Genomic DNA, 20,231 nt, shown 5'->3' with positions numbered 1-20,231 from the left:
TCGTGCAGAGGGGAAGTGGTGGAACAGATCGGTCCGCAACCTACGTCAGGGCGCGGCCGTTCTGTCCAATCCCCTCCCCCAAACGAGGGACTTGACAGGTGATCCGAGGGCGGAGTCAAGGGTGGGGGCGAGGGGGAGCCCGTCGGCCGCCGACGCTCCGCCGGGTTCAGCACAGCGTCACCGCCAGCCGTCCCGTGGTGCTCGCGCCGACCAGCCGCGCGGCCGTGGCCCGGGGAACCGACAGCACCACCAGCGCCCCGGCACCGGCCGACTCGTCCACCGGCTCCGGCTCCGGCACCTCCGTCACCAGCGCGCCCCGCGCCACCACGCGCGCGTCCCCGCCCGCCGCCGACTCCTGGGCCGCGACCACATCGACCCGGTCACCGGCCCGCAGCAACCGGACCGTGGCACCGTCGGCGATCCGTACCGGCGCGGTCACCCGCTCGGCCCGCCGCTCCTCACCCGCCCCGGCCGGGGCGGGATGCCCCCGCGCCCGCCCACCACCACCCCCCGTGTCCGCCACGATCACGACCACGGCGGCGGCGATCAGCGCCAGCCCGGCGGCGAGCCCCCGCCCACCCCGCCGCACCCACCGCCGCCGCCACGGCCCGTACCGCACACCACGTACCCGCACGGGCGCGAACTGCGGCACCGCCCGGGGCGGCGGCACCTCACCGCCGGACGGCCACGGCTCCGGGGTCGGGTCACCCGGGAGGCGGTGAGGGGAAGGAAGGGAGAGGGGAGAGGGCGGAACGGGCACGGCGGTCACCACCTGTGAGCGGGAGGGAGAGCGAGCGGAATCGGCTGCTCAGCCCACGATGAGGCTTTCCGCCGATCCCCGCCGGAGCCCGTGTCCTACTCGCCGGTTGTGGACAACTCCGCCACCCGAACGAGGAGTTCCGCCCCCCCCGCGCGTCCTCCATAACCCACCTGACCCCGCCCCACCCACGGCAACGTGATCCCCGCCCCACCTCTCCGCCTACGGCAGCGCGATCCCCGGATCCGCCCCGTTCAGCGCGTTCGCGCACAGACAGTCCCGCGCCTCGTTCGACGGCAGCGCGGCCACCGTGTCGAAGAGCACGTCCCGCAGCCGGTCGACATTGGCCGCGAACACCCTCAGCACCTCGTCGTGCGAGACGCCCTCGCCGCTCTCGGTGCCCGCGTCCAGGTCCGTGACCAGCGTCAGCGACGAGTAGCACAGCTCCAGCTCCCGGGCGAGCGACGCCTCCGGGTGCCCGGTCATCCCCACCACCGACCAGCCCTGCGCGGTGTGCCACAGCGACTCGGCGCGGGTGGAGAAGCGCGGTCCCTCGATCACGACCAGCGTCCCGCCGTCCACCGCCTCCCAGTCCCGGCCGCGCGCCGCCTTGAGCGCCCCCGCCCGGCCGACGGGGCAGTACGGGTCGGCGAAGGACACATGGACGACGTTGGACACGGACCCGTCGGGCAGCGGCAGCCCGTCGTAGAACGTCTGGGGCCGGGTCCCCTTCGTGCGGTCCACGAGCTGGTCGGGGACCAGCAGGGTTCCCGGGCCGTACTCGGGCCGCAGGCCGCCCACCGCGCTCGGGCCGAGGACCTGGCGCACCCCGAGGGAACGCAGCGCCCAGAGGTTGGCCCGGTAGTTGATGCGGTGCGGCGGCAGATGGTGTCCGCGGCCGTGCCGGGGCAGGAAGGCGACCCGCCGGTCGGCGATCTCGCCGAGGAAGAGGGAGTCACTGGGCGGCCCGTACGGGGTGTCGACCTGGACCTCGGTCACCTCGTCGAGGAACGAGTAGAAGCCGGAGCCGCCGATTACACCGATCTCTGCGTTCGCCATGCCCAGCACATTAGTCGGAGGGCGGCCCGTGCGCGGTGGACGCGGGAGACCGTCGGACCCCGTCACGGGCAACCCCGCGGCCCCGGAACGCCGAAAGCCCCGTCGTCGCGCGGACGGCGGGGCGGGCGGAGCCGGTGGGCGGCGGTCAGGCCGCCGAGCTGCTGGTGGAGCTGCCCGAGCCGGCCGGCTTCGAGGACTTCGCGTCGGAGGACGACGAAGAGGAAGACGAGGCAGCGGAAGAGGACTCAGACGACGAGGTCGACGACTTGGAGTCGGAGGACGACGACGACTTCGCGTCCCCGTTCGCGGCCGACTTCGACGCCGGCGCGCTGCTCGACGAGGAGCCGCGGCTGTCGTTGCGGTAGAAGCCCGAGCCCTTGAAGACGATGCCTACCGCGGAGAACACCTTCTTGAGGCGGCCACCGCAGGTGGGGCACTCGGTCAGGGCGTCGTCGGTGAACTTCTGCACCGCCTCGAGGCCCTCGCCGCACTCGGTGCACTGGTACTGGTACGTCGGCACTGTCTTCCTCCTGGCACTCTCACTCGATGAGTGCTAACGACGGTCCATAGTGACGTATTCCTCGGGATCAGTCCACCGCCACCGGGGCGCGGTGACCCACGCCACGCGCCACCGTACGGCCCCGGGGGCGCGGAGTGAGCCGGGAGCGCAGGGCCAGGAGCGTCACCAGGGCCAGCAGGGTCCCGCCCATCGGCACCAGGAACCCGGCGCCGTCCCAGAAGCGGTCCTCCAGTTGTCCGGCGACGGTCACGGCCGCCGCCTGTCCCAGGGCGACCGCGCCGGTCAGCCAGGTGAACGCCTCCGTGCGGGCCCCGGCCGGTACCAGGCCGTCGACCAGGGTGTACCCGGTGATCAGGGCAGGGGCGATGGACATGCCGACCAGCAGGCCGACCCCGGCCAGGACCGGCGCCGACTGCGCCGCCCAGAGACCCGACGCGGTCAGCGCGAGCGCCGCGTAGCCGACGACCAGCCGGTGCTGCGGGGCGGACTTCCAGGCGACGGCGCCGCAGACGAGGCCGGCGATCATGTTGCCCGCCGCGAAGACGCCGTACAGGACGCCGTTCAGTCCCGGTTCGCCGATGGACTCGCTGAACGCGGCCAGCGAGACCTGCATCCCGCCGAAGACCGCCCCGATGCCCAGGAACGCCACGATCAGGACGCGTACGCCGGGCACCCGCAGCGCGGAGGCGTGCTCCACGCGCGCGTGGAGCGTGGCGGACACCGGGGGCTGGCTCTTCTTCTGGGCGGCGAACAGCAGACCGCCCACCAGGGTGAGCCCGGCCTCGGTGAGCAGCCCGGCGGCCGGGTCGACGGTGGTGCACAGGGCGGTCGCCAGCAGCGGTCCGACGACGAAGGTCAGCTCGTCCGTGACGGACTCGAAGGCGGCGGCCGTGCTCATCAGGGGCGTGCCCTGGAGCCGGGCGGCCCAGCGGGCCCGGACCATGGGGCCGATCTGCGGCACGGAGGCGCCGGTGGGGACGGCCGCCGCGAACAGCGCCCACAGGGGCGCGCCGGACAGCGCCAGCGCGGTCAGGGCGACACCGGACAGGGCGTGCGCCAGGACCCCGGGGAGCAGCACCGCGCGCTGTCCGTGGCGGTCGGCGAGGCGGCCCGTGAAGGGCGCGAAGAGCGCCATGGAGACGCCGGTGACGGCCGCGACGGCGCCCGCCGCGCCGTAGGAGCCGGTGGTGTGCTGCACCAGCAGCACGATGGAGAGGGTGAGCATCGCGAACGGCTGCCGCGCGGCGAAGCCGGGGAGCAGGAACGTCCAGGCGCCCCGGGTGCGCAGCAGTTGTCCGTAGCCCGGACGGGAAAGGTTCGGCGAGTCCTCGGACGGCTCGCCGGTGACCGTGGATGCCACGGCCCCGTGCCTTTCTGCCGCCTGGTAGCGCGCCCGTGCGGGGGGCGCCGAGAGCTGTCCTCTTGCGCGGAACTGCGGTAGATACCGGCATCCACTGCGAGGTGCTTCCGGCCGCCATACGGTCGTCGCGCCAGCTCTGCGTCAGGCAGAGTCGGTTCGATCAGATCCGTCCCCATCGTACAAGGGTGCGGACCGATCGGCCGCCCACCGGCCCATCGGGCCCGTCCAGGCACACGTACCCCACCTGCGGAGACCCCGCCCGAACACAGACCCCCACCCGCGGGGCCCCGCCCAGAGGCACGCGCCCCACCCGCGGGCCACCGTCCCAGACACCCGCACCCCATCCAGGGCCACCGTCCCAGACACCTGCACCTCACCCGCGGGCCCCCGCCCACACGCACGCACCCCACCCACAGGCGCCCCGCCCAGACACACACCCCCACCGGCAGGTGCCCCCTACCGCCGCCGCACCCCCGTCGCCCCGGAGCCCGGCCCCGGCCGGGACCCCGACCCCGGCCCGCGCCCGGCTCCCGCTCCCGGGCCCGTCCCGGGCCCCGCCCCCGGGCGCACCCCGTTCTGCCCCAGCCACCCCGCCAGCTTGCCGCCGTGGCCGACCGCGCGGAGGCGGGCCTCGGCGGCGTCGCGGACCGGGTCGGTGGCGACGACGAGGAGCTCGTCGCCGCGTCGCAGCACCGTGGTCGGCGAGGGAACGAACGATTTTCCTTCCCGGACGACCAGGGTGACCGCGGCGCCCGCCGGGAGCCGCAGCTCATGGACCTCGACGCCGTGCATCCGCGAGCCCTCGGGGATGGCGACCGACAGCAGATGGCCGCGCAGCCGCTCCAGGGGGGCCGATTCGATGCCCAGGTCGGCCGCCTCGGCGCCCTTGCCGAGCTTCAGCTTGCGGGCCAGCCAGGGCAGGGTCGGCCCCTGGATCAGGGTGTAGACGACGACCAGCACGAAGACGACGTTGAAGATCGTGCGGCTGCCCTCGACGCCGTTCACCATGGGGATGGTCGCCAGGATGATGGGCACCGCGCCGCGCAGCCCCGCCCAGGACATCAGGGCCTGCTCCGGCCAGGGCACCCGGAACGGCACCAGGCACAGCACCACGCTCAGCGGACGCGCCACCATGGTCAGCACCAGCCCGATGAGCAGGGCCGGGATGATGTCGTCGCCCAGTTCGTGCGGGGTGACCAGCAGGCCGAGCAGCACGAACATGCCGATCTGGGCGATCCAGCCGAGCCCGTCGGCGAACCCGCGGGTGGCGGGCGCGTGCGGCAGCCGGGCGTTGCCCAGCACCATGGCGGCCAGATAGACGGCGAGGAAGCCGCTGCCGTGGGCGAGCGCGCCGGCCGCGTAGGCGGTGACGGCGATGGCCATGACGGCGATCGGATAGAGACCGGAGGCGGGCAGCGCGATGTGGCGCAGCCCCCAGGCGCCCAGGAACCCGACCGCGAGGCCGATGGCGGCGCCGATGGCCAGCTCCATCGCTATCGTGCCCAGCAGGACGTACCAGTGGTCGATCGGCCCGGCGGTGGAGAAGGCGACGACCAGGATGACCACCGGGGCGTCGTTGAAGCCGGACTCGGCCTCCAGGGTGCCCGTCACGCGCGCGGGCAGCGGAATCCTGCGCAGCACCGAGAAGACCGCCGCCGCGTCCGTGGAGGACACCACGGCCCCGATGATCAGCGCCTGCCGCCAGTCCAGCCCGACCAGGTAGTGCGCGGCCGTGGCCGTGACCCCGACGCTCACCGCGACCCCGGCCAGGGCCAGCGCGGAGGCCGCGGGCAGGGCCGGTTTGATCTCCTTCCACTTCGTGCCGAGCCCGCCCTCGGCCAGGATCACGACCAGGGCCGCGTATCCGATGACCTGGGTCAGTTCGGCGTTGTCGAATTGGATGTCGCCGACGCCGTCCTGTCCCATCGCGACGCCGATGCCCAGGTACACGAGCAGGCTGGGGAGCCCGCTGCGCGAGGAGATCCGGACGGCCGCGACGGCGACGAGCAGGACGAGCGAGCAGACGAGCAGGAGTTCGTTGAGGTCGTGGACAGTCAGCGGCCGTTCCCTTCCCTGGCCCACGCGCGTGTCCCGCGCATGAGCAGACCCGTACACCGGACACGGGGCGGGCGTAACGCCCTCCGGTCCTATTACTTCGTTACCTTACCTAACTCTTGACGCTTTCTTGACGCGGATCCGGGACAAGATCGAACGCTCGTGCGCGCCGGTTCCCCGGTCCGCGTCAAGTGCCCTCAGGCCCTGCGCCTATGGTTGCTCCAGCGTTCAGTCAAAAGCACAGCCCGCCCTGCCGCTCGCGTGAGGACAGCAAGGACAGCGATGCCCCCCAACACCACCGCCACCACGGGTCGCACATCCGGCAGGAAGAAGGGACGTAAGGCCCGGCTGTTCGTCCTGGTCCTGGTGCTGGCGATCATCGGCGGCCTCGCCTACGGGGCGTACTGGACCATCAGTACCGTGCGCGCCTCCTTCCCGCAGACCACGGGCGAGATCACCCTGGACGGTCTCGCGGGCCCGGTGGACGTCAAACGCGACGGCAACGGCATCCCGCAGATATACGCCTCCTCCGACGAGGACCTGTTCATGGCCCAGGGCTATGTGCAGGCGCAGGACCGGTTCTACGAGATGGATGTGCGCCGCCACATGACCTCGGGGCGCCTGGCGGAGATGTTCGGCGAGAGCCAGGTCGAGAACGACGCCTTCCTGCGCACCCTCGGCTGGGACCGGGTGGCGAAGGAGGAGTACGACTCCACGCTCAGCGACGAGACCAAGTCGTACCTCCAGGCGTACGCCAAGGGGGTCAACGCCTACCTCGCGGGCAAGGACGGCGCGGACATCTCCCTGGAGTACGCGGCGCTCGGCTTCACCAACGACTACGCGCCCCAGGAGTGGACCCCGGTCGACTCGCTGGCCTGGCTGAAGGCGATGGCCTGGGACCTGCGCGGCAACATGCAGGACGAGATCGACCGGGCCCTGATGACCAGCAGGCTCGGCCCGCAGCAGATCGCCGACCTGTACCCGCAGTACCCCTACGACCGCAACCAGGCGATCGTCCAGGAGGGCCAGTACGACGAGCTGACCGGGACCTTCGACGGCGGCGACGACGGCGCCACCACCGGCGACGGCAGCGGCACCGGCACGGGCACCGACGGCAGCGGCACCGGCCTGACCGACCCCGCCACCGGCCTCGGCACGGGCACCGACGGCACCTCGGGCGCCTCCGACGCCACCGGGACGGGTACCGGCACCTCCACCGGGTCCTCGGGCCTCCAGAGCCAGCTCTCGGGCCTGTACGACCTGCTCGACAACGTCCCCGAGGCCGTCGGGGTGAACGGCAACGGCATCGGCTCCAACTCCTGGGTCGTCGGCGGCGAGCACACCATCACCGGCAAGCCGCTGCTGGCCAACGACCCGCACCTGTCGGCGTCGCTGCCCTCGGTCTGGTACCAGATGGGCCTGCACTGCCGCGAGGTCTCCGAGACCTGTCAGTACGACGTCAGCGGCTACACCTTCGCCGGGATGCCCGGTGTGGTCATCGGCCACAACCAGGACATCTCCTGGGGCATGACCAACTCCGGTGTCGATGTCACCGACCTCTACCTGGAGCAGCTCACCGGCGACGGCTACCTCTACGACGGCAAGGTCAAGCCGTTCACCACCCGCGAGGAGACCATCGAGGTCGTCGGCGGCGAGCCCAAGACCATCGTGGTCCGCGAGACCAACAACGGCCCCCTGCTCTCCGACCGCGCCGACGAACTCGTCCAGGTCGGCAAGAGGGCCGGGGTCGACACCTCCGCCCCGGACCGCGGCGACGGCTACGGGGTCGCCCTGCGCTGGACGGCGCTCGACCCGGGCACCTCCATGGACGCCGTCTTCGCCATGAACAAGGCGTCCGACTGGGAGGAGTTCCGCGAGGCGGCGACCCTCTTCGAGGTGCCCTCGCAGAACCTCGTCTACGCCGACACCGAGAACCACATCGGCTACACCCTGCCCGGGAAGATCCCCACCCGCGGGGAGGACGCCGACGGCTCCATCCCGCAGCCCGGCTGGGACCCGGACTACGCGTGGACCGGCTGGGTCGACCAGGACGAACTGCCCTACGAGTACGACCCGGAGCGCGGCTACCTCGTCACCGCCAACCAGGCCGTCGTGGACGAGGACGACTACCCGCACACCCTCACCACCGACTGGGGATACGGCACCCGCAGCCAGCGCATCACCGATCTGATCGAGTCGAAGATCAAGGACGGCGGCAAGGTCTCCACCGACGACATGCGCCAGATGCAGCTCGACAACAGCAGTGAGATCGCCCGGCTGCTGGTCCCGGTGCTGCTGAAGATCGACGTCGACGACAAGGACGTCCGCGAGGCGCAGAAGCTCCTGGAGGGCTGGGACTACACCCAGGACGCCGATTCGGCGGCGGCGGCCTACTTCAACTCGGTGTGGCGCAACATCCTCAAGCTCGCCTTCGGCAACAAGCTGCCCAAGGAGCTGCGGGTCGAGGGCCAGTGCCTGTGGGTCGACCCCATCGCGAACACCGGTCCTGTGGACGACGACACCAAGGTCCGCGAGTGCGGCCGGCGCGACGCCGACCAGGCGCAGCCCGACGGCGGCGACCGCTGGTTCGAGGTGGTCCGCAATCTGATGGAGGAGCCGGACAGCGAGTGGTGGACCACGCCGGAGTCGGGCAACGGCCGCCCGGCCGCCGACAACCGTGACGAACTGCTGCGGCGGGCCATGATCGACGCCCGCTGGGAGCTGACGGCCAAGCTCGGCAAGGACATCGACACCTGGAGCTGGGGCCGGCTGCACCGGCTGTTCCTGAAGAACCAGACCCTGGGCACCGAGGGCCCCGGCTTCCTCCAGTACGCCCTCAACCGCGGCCCCTGGAAGCTCGGCGGCGGCGAGGCCACGGTCAACGCCACCGGCTGGAACGCGGCGGGCGGCTACGGCGTCGTCTGGGTGCCGTCGATGCGGATGGTGGTCAACCTCGACGACCTCGACAAGTCGAAGTGGATCAACCTCACCGGCGCCTCCGGCCACGCCTTCAACGCGCACTACACCGACCAGACCCAGATGTGGGCCGACGGCGAGCTGCTGGACTGGGCGTTCACCGAGCAGGCGGTGGCGGACGCCACCAGCGACACGCTGGTCCTCACGCCATGAGCCACCACCCCTGACCCGGGTTCCCGAAGGGCCCTCCACGCGCGCGTGGAGGGCCCTTCGGTCTCGGGCGCCGATCACTCGGGTGCGGATCTACTGGGGCGCGGATCCGCCGAAGCGGCGTACGCCCGACGGGGTGACGACGGCCTGCACCGCGCGGTCGTGCGGCTCGGTGGGGACCCGCTCCAGGACCTCCGTGTCGTACAGCAGCACCACCAGGGCGGGCCGGGCGCCCGCGCGGTCCAGCCGGGCCAGGACCCGGTCGTAGGAGCCGCCGCCGCGGCCCAGGCGCATCCCGCGGGCGTCGACCGCCAGACCCGGCAGCAGCACCACCTCGGCGCCGGTCACCGCGTCCGGGCCGAGGGGCTCGCCGGACGGCTCGAAGAGGGTCATCCGCCCGCCGCGCCGCACCCGCGCGAGGGAGCCCTCGCCGTCGTAGGCGCCCCAGTCCAGGTCGTTGTCCGGCAGCAGGGCGGGCAGCAGGACGCGCACGCCCCGCGCGCGCAGGGTGTCCAGCAGGGCGATGGTGCCGGGCTCGCTGCCCACCGAGACATACGCCGCCACCGTGCGCGCCCGCGCCAGCTCGGGCAGTTCGAGCGCCTGTTCGGCCAGCGCCCGCCCCGCGTCCCGTACGACATCTCCCGGCAACCTCTCCCTCACCGTCAGGAGATGCCTGCGCAATGTTCGTTTGCCAGTGTCACGCGTACGTTCGAAGTGATTCATTCCTGCTCCCATACTGTAATAATTGTGCTCATATGAGAGCCAATTAACCGGAGCCACAGATTCAGCACAAAGGCACCGGATAGGGTTGCGGCCATGACTCAGTCGCACCCCAGGATCAGCAAGGCTGTCATTCCCGCAGCAGGTCTGGGCACCCGGTTCCTGCCGGCCACCAAGGCCACTCCCAAGGAGATGCTGCCGGTCGTGGACAAGCCGGCGATCCAGTACGTGGTCGAGGAGGCCGTCGCCGCCGGACTCGACGACGTCCTCATGGTCACGGGACGCAACAAGCGCCCCCTGGAGGACCACTTCGACCGCAACTACGAGCTTGAGTCGGCTCTCGGCAGGAAGGGCGACGCCGCGCGGCTCGCCAAGGTCCAGGAGTCCAGCGACCTCGCCACCATGCACTACGTCCGCCAGGGCGACCCCAAGGGCCTCGGTCACGCCGTCCTGTGCGCCGCCCCGCACGTCGGCGACGAACCCTTCGCCGTCCTCCTCGGCGACGACCTGATCGACCCCCGCGACCCCCTCCTCCAGCGCATGATCGACGTCCGCGAGCAGCACGGCGGCAGCGTCATCGCCCTCATGGAGGTCGCCCCCGAACAGATCCACCTCTACGGCTGCGCCGCCGTCGACGCCACCGACGAGGGCGATGTCGTCAAGGTCCACGACCTGGTCGAGAAGCCCACCGCGGCCGACGCCCCCTCGCACTACGCCATCATCGGCCGCTATGTGCTCGACCCCCATGTGTTCGGCATACTGCGCCGGACCGAGCCCGGCCGCGGCGGCGAGATCCAGCTCACCGACGCCCTCCAGCAGCTCGCCCAGGACGAGAAGGTCGGCGGCCCCGTGCACGGCGTCGTCTTCCAGGGCCGCCGCTATGACACCGGCGACCGCGGCGACTACTTGCGTGCCATTGTCAGACTCGCGTGCGAACGTGAAGATCTGGGACCGGACTTCCGGACCTGGCTCCGCAGTTACGTCACCGAGGAGATGTAGGCATTTGAGCACCGCCGCGCCCCGCCCCGCCGGCCGGGACCACCTCTGGTCGGTGGACGAGCACCTGGAGGACATCCTCGCCACGGTCCGCCCGCTCGACCCCATCGAGTTGCAGTTGCTCGACGCCCAGGGCTGCGTCCTGGTCGAGGACATCACCGTGCCGCTGTCGCTCCCGCCGTTCGACAACAGCTCGATGGACGGGTACGCGGTCCGGGTCGCGGATGTCGCGGGCGCGAGCGAGGAGTTCCCCGCCGTCCTGGAGGTCGTCGGCGATGTGGCGGCGGGCCGGGCCGACCCGCTCACCGTGGGTGCCGGACAGGCCGCCCGCATCATGACCGGCGCCCCCCTGCCGCCCGGCGCGGAGACCGTCGTCCCCGTCGAGTGGACCGACGGCGGGCTCGGCGGCGGCCCCGTCACCCAGATGCGGGCCCGCAGCCTCGGCCCCGAGGGCGCCACCGGCCAGGTCGCCGTCCACCGCGAGGCCCCGCCCCGCGCCCATGTCCGGGCCCAGGGCAGCGATGTCCGGGCGGGCGCCCGCGCGCTGGAGGCCGGTACGGTCCTCGGGCCACCGCAGATCGCCCTGCTCGCCGCCATCGGCCGCGGCACCGTCCGGGTCCGCCCCCGCCCCCGGGTGGTCGTGATGTCCACCGGCAGCGAACTCGTCCAGCCCGACGAACAGCTCGGCAGCGGCCAGATCTACGACTCCAACAGCTTCGCCCTCACCGCCGCCGCCCGCGACGCCGGAGCCATCGCCTACCGGGTCGGCGCCGTCGCCGACGACGCCGACACCCTGCGCACCACCATCGAGGACCAGCTCGTCCGCGCCGACCTCATGGTCACCACGGGCGGGGTGAGCGTCGGCGCCTACGACGTCGTCAAGGAGGCCCTCTCCCATGTGGCCGACGAGGACGAGGCGGGCAGCGGCATCGACTTCCGCAAGCTCGCCATGCAGCCCGGCAAGCCCCAGGGCTTCGGCTCCATCGGCCCCGACCACACCCCCCTGCTCGCCCTCCCCGGCAACCCGGTCTCCTCGTACGTCTCCTTCGAACTGTTCGTCCGCCCCGCGATCCGCACGCTCATGGGCCTGCCCGACGTCCACCGGCCCCGCACCCGCGCGCGGGTGACCGCGCCCGAGGCGCTGACCTCGCCCAAGGGCCGCAGACAGTTCCTGCGCGCCACCCATGGCGCCGACGGCACGGTCACCCCGGTCGGCGGATCCGGTTCCCATCTGATCGCCGCCCTCGCCCACGCCGACGCGCTGATCGTCGTCCCCGAGGACACCGAGCGCGTCGAGCCGGGCGCCGAGGTCGACGTGGTCCTGCTCGGCTGAGGCGCCCCTGGTGGGGGTACCGTGTCGCGCACAACAGGCCCCTGCGGCGCGGCGGGCCCGGACCGGGAGCGCGACACACCATGAGCACGCAGGACCGACTCACCCACCTCGACGACACCGGCGCGGCCCGCATGGTCGACGTCTCGGACAAGGCCGTGACGGCGCGCACGGCGCGCGCGAGCGGGCGCGTCCTGGTCGCGCCCCGGGTGGTCGAGCTGCTGCGCGGCGAGGGCGTACCCAAGGGCGACGCGCTCGCCACCGCGCGCCTCGCGGGCATCATGGGCGCCAAACGCACCCCCGACCTGATCCCGCTCTGCCACCCGCTGGCCCTCTCGGGTGTGAAACTGGACCTGTCGGTCGCGGACGACGCCGTGGAGATCACCGCCACGGTGCGCACCACGGACCGCACAGGCGTCGAGATGGAGGCCCTCACCGCGGTCTCCGTCGCCGCGCTCACCGTGATCGACATGGTCAAGGCGGTCGACAAGGGAGCGGTCATCACGGACGTACGGGTCGAGGAGAAGACCGGCGGCATGTCCGGCGACTGGAGCCGGGCATGAGCACCCCTCCCGCGGGGCCCCCGCCCTACACCGCCCTGGTCGTCACCGCATCGAACCGCGCCGCCGCCGGTGTCTACGAGGACCGGGGCGGCCCGCTGATCGCCGCGGCCCTCACCGCCTCCGGCTTCACTGTGGACGGCCCCCGCGTGGTGCCGGACGGCGACCCCGTGGAGGCCGCCCTGCGCGCGGGCGTCGGCGCCGGGTACGACGTCATCGTCACCACCGGCGGTACCGGCGTCTCGCCCACCGACCGCACCCCGGAGGCCACCCGCGCGGTGCTCGACCGCGAGGTCCCCGGCATCCCGGAGGCGATCCGCGCCCACGGCCGCGACAAGGTCCCCACGGCCGCCCTGTCCCGGGGCCTGGCCGGGGTCGCGGGCGCCACCCTGATCGTCAACCTGCCGGGCTCGACCGGCGGCGTACGGGACGGCCTGGCCGTCCTGGAACCCCTGCTGCGGCACGCCGTGGACCAGCTCCGCGGCGGCGACCACCCCGGGCCCACCGCGGACCACGCGCGGGCCGACGACACATCCAGACCCCCCGGGGGTGCCCGCTGAACAGTCCGTCATGGCCGGTGGAGCTGGTCGACGGCGATGTCGTCCTCCGGCCGATAAAACTGCGCGACCAGCGGGCCTGGCGTGAGGTCAACCGGCGCAACCGGGACTGGCTGCGCCCCTGGGAGGCCACCATCCCGCCCCCCACCCCCGGCGGCCCGGTCACCCACCGCCCCACCTTCCGCCAGATGGTCCGTCATCTGCGCGCCGAGGCCGCCGCCGGGCGGATGCTGCCCTTCGTCATCGAGTACCAGGGGCGGCTGGTGGGGCAGTTGACCGTCGCCGGGATCACCTGGGGCTCCATGTGCTCCGGCCACATCGGCTACTGGGTGGACCAGTCGGTGGCCGGACGCGGGGTGATGCCGACCTCCGTGGCCCTCGTCGCCGACCACTGTTTCCGCACGATCGGGCTGCACCGCATCGAGGTGTGCATTCGCCCCGAGAACGGCCCGAGCCGCCGGGTCGTGGAGAAACTCGGATTCCGCGAGGAGGGCCTGCGCCCGCGATATCTGCACATCGACGGTGCCTGGCGCGACCATCTCGTCTTCGCGCTCACCGCCGAGGAAGTCCCCGAGGGCCTCCTCACCCGCTGGCGGCGCTCCCGCGCCGAGAGCGCGGCCCGCGACCGGCACGACGGGCCCGCGGACCAGCAGCGGACGGCCCCCCGGGACCAGCGGAGCACGCCCCCGGACCGGCCGAGCAGACCCTGGGACCGGCAGAACACCCCGGGGAATCCCCCCTGAACACCCCAGGGAATCCCCCTGAACACCCCGGGCGATCGCCGGTGCCCCCCCCGCAGGCACCTTCCCCACCACTAATTGAATAAATGTTCGAATTAGATCACATCGGGGTAATGAATTCGGCGCTCCCTGTGAGCCGCTGATCACATCGATCACAAAAAAAGTTCGAAACATCAGCCGGATCGTGCGACACACCGGCCCAATTGGCGGATGGCCTCACACAAACCCCTCTACCGTGTGAGGCGTGAGCAGCAGCGGCCTCATCTACGCAGTCATTGTCGGGGCCTGGGCCGCCTACTTGGTGCCTATGTGGCTCCGTAGGCAGGACGAGCTGAACGAGGCCCGTCCGACGGAACGCTTCAGCACCGCCATCCGGCTGCTGTCCGGACGGGCGGGCATGGAGCGCCGGTACGCCAAGGACCTGCGGACCCGCTCGGCCGACGAGCCGGAGCCGGGCCCCGCCCCGGGCGACGCCACCGACTCGGTGGACGTCCGGGCCTTCGCCATGCCCCCCGCCATGCCCCCCGCCGGGAACCACCGCCCCGCCCCGCCCCAGCAGGCCCAGGCGCCATCCCAGGCTCAGGCGCAATCCCTGGCCCGGGTGCAGGCGCAGGCGCAGGCCAGGGTGCAGGCCCAGGTGCAGGCCCGGCTCCAGGCACAGGCGCAGGCGCAGGCCCGCGTCCAGGCCCAGCCCAAGCCCCCCGCACAGGCCACCGCACCGGCACCGGCCGCATCCGGACCGGCGTCCGCCGGTGCCCGCCCGGCCGAGGCCAGGCGCACCCCCCGTGCCGCCCGCGCCGCCCATGCCCCCCGCACCCCCGCCGCCGAGGCCGCCGCCGCCCGCGCCCGGCGTTCGAAGGTGCTGGCCCGCCGTCGCCGTACCACCGTCGTCCTGTTCCTCGCCTTCACGGTGGGCGCGATCGTCGCGGCCGTCGGGGGGCTGGCGTTCCTGTGGGCGCCGGGGGTGCCCGCCGTGATGCTCAGCGCGTACATCGCCTATCTGCGCTCCCAGGAGCGCCGCCGGTTCGCGTACCAGATGGACCGGCAGCGGGCCGAGGCCGCCGCGCAGCGGCTGCGGGAACGCGAGCGGCTGCCGCGCCGGTCGGCGTCCGCGACCGCCGTCGACCCCGACGAACCGGAGGCCGACCCCGAGCCTGCCACCGACCCCGGCCTCTCGGCGCTCGCGGCGGACCGCCGGGCGCTGGTGGAGCAGACCGACCACGCCGAGTGGGTCGACCAGCAGCGGGAACGGCAGCGCGGGCCGGGCCGGGGCGAGAGCTGGGACCCGGTGCCGGTGCCGCTGCCGACCTATGTGACCGCGCCGGTCGCGCCCCGCGCCACCTCCGACGTGGACCTCGGCGCGCCGGACGCGTGGAGTTCGGCCCGGTCCAGCTCCGTCGCCCGTGACCAGGAGCAGCAGCCGGGCGCCGAGGAGGGGGAGCCGGGCGCCGAACCGCCGGCTCCGGAACCCGCGGCCGAGGACCGGAGCGACGACGACGGCCGCAGCGACGCCCGCCGCGCCGCGTCCGCGCGCCGCGCCCGGGAGCGGGGCCGGACCCCGCTGTTCGACCAGTACGACCCCTACGAGGACGGCGACCGGCCGCGCGCGGCCAACGAATAGCCGACGCAGGCAGCCGGCTCACGCGGGTCCGGAAGGGCCCACCCGGGCCCTCGCGGCGGCCCCGGAACGGATTTCCGAGCACGCCGATCGGGGTGCTAAGGTTTCACTCGTTGCAAGGGCCTGTGGCGCAGTCCGGTAGCGCACCTCGTTCGCATCGAGGGGGTCTGGGGTTCAAATCCCCACAGGTCCACAGCACATTGACGAAGGTCCCCACCGACTCCGGTCGGTGGGGACCTTCGTCGTTCCCGGGGGTTTCCGTCCCTCAGCCCCGGCCCAGCAGCCCGCCCGACACCGGTGCCGTCCCCAGCCCCGTCCCCTCGTCGTCCGTGTGGTGGTGGAGCCAGTCGTCCAGGTCCAGGGCCGTTTCCAGGGGTTCGCGGGTCATGTGGGCGCGCAGGGGCGGGGTTTCGGGGGAGGAGGGGGGCCGGGGGGTGTGGAGGTCCGTGACGAAGGTGGCCTCGGCCGGGGCGAAGCGGGTGCGGGCCGCGTGGGCGGGGAGGTCCAGGGCGTCGCCGAGGAACGGCCAGTCCGAGCCCGCCCGGCGTTCGAAGACGACCGTCGCCTCCACCAGCCGATGCGCGGCGGCGAGGACACGGAGCGCGTCGGCGAGGGCGGCGCCCGGGGCCGTCGCGGTGCCGTCCGCAGCGAGGTCGTCCGGCGCGAACGGGACCGACGCGCGCGCCAGGTCGGACAGCGCGCACGCGGCGTAGGACATCAGGACGCGGGCGTGGGCGGCGTCGGGGCTGTCCGTCATGGCCGCCACCGGCCTCCTCTCACGGTCGCGCCCGGCGTGAGGGTGCCCCCTCCCACGATCCCGCCCGGCGTGAGGGTGGCCGTGCCCGGCGTGAGGGTGCCCCCTCCCTCGGTCGCGCCCGGCGTAAAGGTGGCCGTGCCCGGCGTGAGGATGCCCCCTCCCACGGGAGCGCCCGGCCCGACCGCACCCATCCCCCGTCTCACCCCCGCCAGAAGTACAGGCACGTCATCACCACCGCCGTCGTGAGGATCACCGCTCGCAGGGCGCGGGACGGAAGGGCACGGGCCAGGTGGGCGCCGGCGTAGCCGCCGAGGACCGCGCCGGTCAGCATCGCGGTCAGCAGGAGCGGGGTGCGCAGGGCGTCCGACGCGGCCAGGAACAGGGCCGTCGCGCTGAGGTAGACCGCCGCGAGCTGGGCGATCCGCATCGGATTGGTGGTCGCCGCGTCCAGTCCCAGGCCGATGCTCCACAGCGCCAGCATCATGATGCCTACGGCCCCGCCGAAGTATCCGCCGTACACAGCGAGGACGAACTGTCCGGCCAGGAGGGATCTCGCGCCCATGTCCCGGGTGCCGCCCACCGCGCGGGAGAGGCGGCGGCCGAAGGCCAGGACGAGGGTGGCGAAGGCCAGCAGCCAGGGGGCCGCCGCGTCGAACGAGGACGCCGGGAGGGTGAGGAGGAGCACCGCGCCGACCCCGCCGCCCGCCACGCTCACCGCCGTCAGCCGGGGTGTCGGCACCGGCCCCACCCGGGTCAGTTCCCGGCGGTACACCCAGGTGGAGGCCACCGCGCCGGGGACCAGGGCGATCCGGGACACCGCGTTCGCCGTCACCGGGGAGAGCCCGCAGGCCACCAGCGCGGGCAGGGCGACGAAGGTGCCGCCCCCGCCCATGGCGTTCAGCACGCCCGCGGCGACACCCGTCAGACCGACCAGCACCAGCTCCCACATCCGCCGAGCATCGCCGGGCGCGGGCGCCGGTCACAAGGGGTTCATCATGTGCCATCCGCGCACCCAGCCTCTGTCAGGGACTGAGGCTGCCGGGCTACGCTGACCGCGTGCGCTACGACCTCGACGACCTGCGGCTCTTCGTGCACATCGTGAACGAGGGCTCCATCACCGCCGGTGCCCGGCTCATGCACCTCAGCCTGCCGTCCGCCAGCGCCCGGATCCGCGCCCTGGAGCACCATGCCGGGGTGACCCTGCTGATCCGCGGTCGCCGGGGTGTGCGCCCCACCCCCGCCGGGACCACCCTCGCCCGGCACGCCCGTGACGTCCTGGACCGCACGGCCCAACTGGAGAGCGCCGTCGCCAGCTACACCGCCTCGCCCACCGCCCGCCTCACCCTGCTGGCCGGGGGCTCCTCGCTGCACCGGCTGGTGCCCAGGGCGCTGGTCTCGTTCCTGCGCGCCCACCCGGACGTCGATGTCGCCGTGTCCGAGAGCCGCACCCCGGACACCCTGCGGATGCTCGCCGAGGGCCGGGCCGACCTGGGGGTCGTCCTGGACGACGAGGCCCAGGACAGCACCCTGCGCCGGGAGCCGCTCGGCGACGACTCGCTCGTGGTCGTCGGACAGGCCGGGGGCGTGCTCGCCGGGCGGACCTCGCTCACCTACAGCGAGGTCGCCGAGCATCCGCTCGTCGGACTGGACGCCGGGTCGTCCCTGCGGCGCTGGATGGAGCGCCACCTCGGACCGCACGCGCCCGCCGTGCGCTACCGCACCACCGTCGCCGATCTCAATGTCCTGATCTCCCTGGCCGCCGCCGGGGCCGGGCTCGCGGTCGTGCCCCGCCGGGCCGTCGACCCGCTCCAGTCGCTCGACGTCCGCGCTCTCCGGGAGCCCTGGGCGCGCCGCCACCATCTGCTGGCCCGGGGGGTCGAGGGGCGCCCGGCGCCGGAGGCCGCGGAGGCGCTCGCCGCGCATCTGCGCCGGGCCGCGCTCGCCGAGGAGACCCGTCACCCATGAGGCGGAGCTACAGCGGCTTGGCGTAGCAGAGGCTGGACGCGTAGTGGCGGTAGTAGCCGAACTTGGCGCACGGCTCGTAGCCGCTGGACGCGTACAGGGCGACGGCCTCCGGCTGTTCGGTGCCGGTCTCCAGGACCATGCGGACGCGTCCGGCCGCGCGGGCGTCGTCCTCCAGGGCGGTGAGGATCCGGCGGGCCAGGCCCCGGCCGCGCAGGTCGCGGACCACGAACATTCGCTTCAGTTCCGCGTCGCCGTCCTCGTTGCCCTCGCCGTTGCTGTCCTGGCGGCGCCAGCCACCCGTGGCGACGGGGCGGCCGGTGCCGTCGTAGGCGATGAGATAGACGCCGTACGGGGGCCGGAAGTCGGCCGGGGTCAGGACGGTCGCGTCGCCGCCGTCGCCGTAGCGCTCGTGGTACTCGGCCTGGACCTCGTCGTTCAGCTTCACCGCGTCGGGGTGGTCGAAGGGGAGGGGCCGTATCTCGATGAGGTCGGTCATGCCTGTCCTGTCGGGGCTGTAGGGGGTGTCAGGGACGTCAGGGGTGCTGCTCACCGGGAAAGGGTGCCTCAGGTGGGGCGGGGGCGGCATCCGGCTTTCGCGGCGTGAATGGACTCGGTCCATTGTGCGGGTAGGGTGCCGGGGTGCTCACTGTGACCTCCGTGAATGTGAACGGGCTGCGTGCCGCCGCCAAGAAGGGCTTCGTGGAGTGGCTCGCCGCCACCGACGCCGATGTGCTGTGCCTCCAGGAGGTGCGCGCCGAGCCGGAGCAGTTGCCGGAGCACGTCCGTGACCCCGGGGGCTGGCACGCGCTGCACGCCCCGGCCGCCGCCAAGGGGCGCGCGGGGGTGTCCCTGTACACCCGGCGTGAGCCGGACCGGGTGCGGATCGGGTTCGGGTCGGCGGAGTTCGACAGCAGCGGGCGCTACGCGGAGGCCGAGCTGCCCGGGGTGACCGTCGCCTCGCTCTATCTGCCGTCCGGCGATGTGGGCACCGAGCGGCAGGACGAGAAGTACCGGTTCATGGCCGAGTTCGCCGCCTATCTGAAGGAGCTGCGCGAGCGGGCCGCCGCCGACGGGCGCGAGGTGCTGGTCTGCGGTGACTGGAACATCGCGCACGAGCGGGCCGACCTCAGGAACTGGCGCGGCAACACCAAGAACTCCGGCTTCCTGCCGGAGGAGCGGGAGTGGCTGACGTCCGTGTTCGACGCGGAGGGGGCCGGGTACGTGGATGTGGTGCGGTCGCTGCATCCGGAGGCGGAGGGGCCGTACTCCTGGTGGTCGTACCGGGGGCGGGCGTTCGACAACGACACCGGCTGGCGGATCGACTACCAGGTGGCCACCCCGGGGCTCGCCGGGCAGGCGGTCAAGGGGTATGTGGAGCGGGCGGCCAGCCATGGCGAGCGGTGGTCGGACCACGCGCCGGTGACGGTGGTGTACGACCGGTAGGTTCTAGGGTCGGCTCTTCTCGGTCGCTGCCGCCCGGCGGTCCATCGCCAGGGACAGTTCCGCCTCCACCACGCTCTTGGCCAGCGGGCGCAGGCGCTGGAGGTCCTCCTCGGGGGCGTGCCGGAGGATCAGGTCGGCGAAGAGGGTGGCGAGGGCGTCGGCGTGCTCGCGCACCAGGCGGCCCGCCGCCAGCACCTCCGACAGCGGGATGCCCTCGGCGACCAGTGCCCGGGAGACATCGAGCAGTCGGCGGCTGATGTGCACGATTTCCTCGCCGTCCGTGCCGAGATAGCCCAGGTCGAGGGCGGCGGCGAGGTTCTCGGGGGTGGCCTGGCCGGCGAAGGCGTCGGCGAGTTCCTCCGGGGTGAGCCGTACCGGCGTCTCCTCGCTGGGCGGGCCGACGCCCAGCAGATCGGCGACATCCCGCCCGTGCTCGAACGCCTCGGCCAGCTCCGCGATGCCGCTGAGGGTGTGGCCGCGCTCCAGCAGTGCCGCGATGGTGCGCAGCCGGGCCAGATGGTGGTCGTCGTACCAGGCGATGCGGCCCTCGCGGCGGGGCGGCGGGATCAGCCGGCGTTCGCGGTAGAAGCGCAGGGTGCGCACGGTGATCCCGGCCAGCCGGGCCAGCTCCGCCATGCGGTACTCCCGGGGGGCCGCCCCCGTCTCCG

19 protein-coding genes and 1 tRNA gene are annotated in these 20,231 nt (G+C 73.1%); 10 read left to right on the top strand and 10 right to left on the bottom strand.

All coding sequences use genetic code 11. The features are described from left to right. Positions 1–166: 166 nt before the first annotated feature. The 5 genes from AB0O01_RS06955 to AB0O01_RS06935 form a co-directional block, all read right to left on the bottom strand. Positions 167–619 (bottom strand): hypothetical protein, encoded by a 453-nt coding sequence (locus tag AB0O01_RS06955; RefSeq protein WP_365311440.1) that lies wholly within the window; start codon positions 617–619, stop codon positions 167–169. A 360-nt stretch (positions 620–979) separates the two neighbouring features. Continuing rightward, positions 980–1,816 (bottom strand): S-methyl-5'-thioadenosine phosphorylase, encoded by an 837-nt coding sequence (locus AB0O01_RS06950; RefSeq protein ID WP_365311439.1) that lies wholly within the window; start codon positions 1,814–1,816, stop codon positions 980–982. A gap of 145 nt (positions 1,817–1,961) precedes the next feature. Continuing rightward, positions 1,962–2,336 carry an FmdB family zinc ribbon protein gene (locus tag AB0O01_RS06945; protein WP_365311438.1) on the bottom strand — a complete coding sequence of 125 codons (375 nt, stop codon included), beginning with the start codon at positions 2,334–2,336 and terminating at the stop codon, positions 1,962–1,964. A 67-nt stretch (positions 2,337–2,403) separates the two neighbouring features. Further along, positions 2,404–3,696, bottom strand: coding sequence for an MFS transporter (locus AB0O01_RS06940; RefSeq protein WP_365311437.1), 1,293 nt, complete (start codon positions 3,694–3,696; stop codon positions 2,404–2,406). Positions 3,697–4,152: 456 nt separating this feature from the next. Then, positions 4,153–5,778, bottom strand: a complete 1,626-nt coding sequence (locus tag AB0O01_RS06935; protein ID WP_365311436.1) for a potassium/proton antiporter — start codon at positions 5,776–5,778, stop codon at positions 4,153–4,155. 255 nt (positions 5,779–6,033) lie between these two features. On the opposite strand from AB0O01_RS06935, the gene AB0O01_RS06930 reads away from it, so the two are divergent. Continuing rightward, positions 6,034–8,880, top strand: a complete 2,847-nt coding sequence (locus AB0O01_RS06930) for a penicillin acylase family protein (RefSeq protein ID WP_365311435.1) — start codon at positions 6,034–6,036, stop codon at positions 8,878–8,880. A 90-nt stretch (positions 8,881–8,970) separates the two neighbouring features. Here the strand turns inward: AB0O01_RS06930 and AB0O01_RS06925 are convergent, their stop codons facing one another. After that, complete coding sequence (locus AB0O01_RS06925) at positions 8,971–9,600, bottom strand: 5-formyltetrahydrofolate cyclo-ligase (RefSeq protein WP_365311434.1); 630 nt, start codon at positions 9,598–9,600, stop codon at positions 8,971–8,973. Positions 9,601–9,693: 93 nt separating this feature from the next. On the opposite strand from AB0O01_RS06925, the gene galU reads away from it, so the two are divergent. The 7 genes from galU (at position 9,694) to AB0O01_RS06890 (ending at position 15,591) form a co-directional block, all read left to right on the top strand. Continuing rightward, positions 9,694–10,596: a UTP--glucose-1-phosphate uridylyltransferase GalU gene (gene galU, locus AB0O01_RS06920; RefSeq protein WP_365311433.1), complete on the top strand. Its 903-nt coding sequence runs from the start codon at positions 9,694–9,696 to the stop codon at positions 10,594–10,596. A gap of 4 nt (positions 10,597–10,600) precedes the next feature. Further along, the gene (glp, locus tag AB0O01_RS06915; RefSeq protein ID WP_365311432.1) at positions 10,601–11,926 is read left to right on the top strand and encodes a gephyrin-like molybdotransferase Glp; all 1,326 of its coding nucleotides are present in this window, start codon (positions 10,601–10,603) and stop codon (positions 11,924–11,926) included. Between the two features lie 80 nt (positions 11,927–12,006). Beyond that, positions 12,007–12,486: a cyclic pyranopterin monophosphate synthase MoaC gene (moaC, locus tag AB0O01_RS06910; RefSeq protein WP_365311431.1), complete on the top strand. Its 480-nt coding sequence runs from the start codon at positions 12,007–12,009 to the stop codon at positions 12,484–12,486. Continuing rightward, positions 12,483–13,043, top strand: coding sequence for a MogA/MoaB family molybdenum cofactor biosynthesis protein (locus tag AB0O01_RS06905; protein ID WP_365311430.1), 561 nt, complete (start codon positions 12,483–12,485; stop codon positions 13,041–13,043). The genes moaC and AB0O01_RS06905 overlap by 4 nt, the downstream gene beginning before the upstream one ends. Continuing rightward, the gene (locus AB0O01_RS06900) at positions 13,040–13,783 is read left to right on the top strand and encodes a GNAT family protein (protein WP_365311775.1); all 744 of its coding nucleotides are present in this window, start codon (positions 13,040–13,042) and stop codon (positions 13,781–13,783) included. The genes AB0O01_RS06905 and AB0O01_RS06900 overlap by 4 nt, the downstream gene beginning before the upstream one ends. A 241-nt stretch (positions 13,784–14,024) precedes the next feature. Beyond that, positions 14,025–15,401, top strand: a complete 1,377-nt coding sequence (glpR, locus tag AB0O01_RS06895) for a gephyrin-like molybdotransferase receptor GlpR (protein ID WP_365311429.1) — start codon at positions 14,025–14,027, stop codon at positions 15,399–15,401. A gap of 116 nt (positions 15,402–15,517) precedes the next feature. Then, positions 15,518–15,591, top strand: a tRNA-Ala gene (locus AB0O01_RS06890). Between the two features lie 72 nt (positions 15,592–15,663). On the opposite strand, the gene AB0O01_RS06885 is transcribed toward AB0O01_RS06890, so the two are convergent. Both AB0O01_RS06885 and AB0O01_RS06880 read right to left on the bottom strand, forming a co-directional pair. Then, positions 15,664–16,155 (bottom strand): hypothetical protein, encoded by a 492-nt coding sequence (locus tag AB0O01_RS06885; RefSeq protein ID WP_365311428.1) that lies wholly within the window; start codon positions 16,153–16,155, stop codon positions 15,664–15,666. Positions 16,156–16,354: 199 nt separating this feature from the next. Beyond that, positions 16,355–17,104, bottom strand: coding sequence for a sulfite exporter TauE/SafE family protein (locus tag AB0O01_RS06880; RefSeq protein WP_365311427.1), 750 nt, complete (start codon positions 17,102–17,104; stop codon positions 16,355–16,357). 107 nt (positions 17,105–17,211) lie between these two features. On the opposite strand from AB0O01_RS06880, the gene AB0O01_RS06875 reads away from it, so the two are divergent. Further along, on the top strand, positions 17,212–18,120 hold the full coding sequence (locus tag AB0O01_RS06875; protein ID WP_365311426.1) for a LysR family transcriptional regulator: 909 nt from the start codon (positions 17,212–17,214) through the stop codon (positions 18,118–18,120). Between the two features lie 7 nt (positions 18,121–18,127). On the opposite strand, the gene AB0O01_RS06870 is transcribed toward AB0O01_RS06875, so the two are convergent. After that, entirely contained in the window at positions 18,128–18,604 is a 477-nt protein-coding gene (locus AB0O01_RS06870; protein ID WP_365311774.1) for a GNAT family N-acetyltransferase, read from the bottom strand. A gap of 155 nt (positions 18,605–18,759) precedes the next feature. Here AB0O01_RS06870 and AB0O01_RS06865 point away from each other — a divergent pair, with 155 nt between their 5' ends. After that, positions 18,760–19,563, top strand: a complete 804-nt coding sequence (locus AB0O01_RS06865) for an exodeoxyribonuclease III (RefSeq protein ID WP_365311425.1) — start codon at positions 18,760–18,762, stop codon at positions 19,561–19,563. 3 nt (positions 19,564–19,566) lie between these two features. Here the strand turns inward: AB0O01_RS06865 and AB0O01_RS06860 are convergent, their stop codons facing one another. Continuing rightward, positions 19,567–20,199 carry a MerR family transcriptional regulator gene (locus AB0O01_RS06860; protein WP_365311773.1) on the bottom strand — a complete coding sequence of 211 codons (633 nt, stop codon included), beginning with the start codon at positions 20,197–20,199 and terminating at the stop codon, positions 19,567–19,569. Positions 20,200–20,231: the final 32 nt, after the last annotated feature.

The sequence above is a fragment of the Streptomyces sp. NPDC093252 genome (assembly GCF_040683675.1).
In the GTDB taxonomy this organism is placed as follows: domain Bacteria; phylum Actinomycetota; class Actinomycetes; order Streptomycetales; family Streptomycetaceae; genus Streptomyces.
This window is presented reverse-complemented; position numbering and strand designations above follow the sequence as displayed.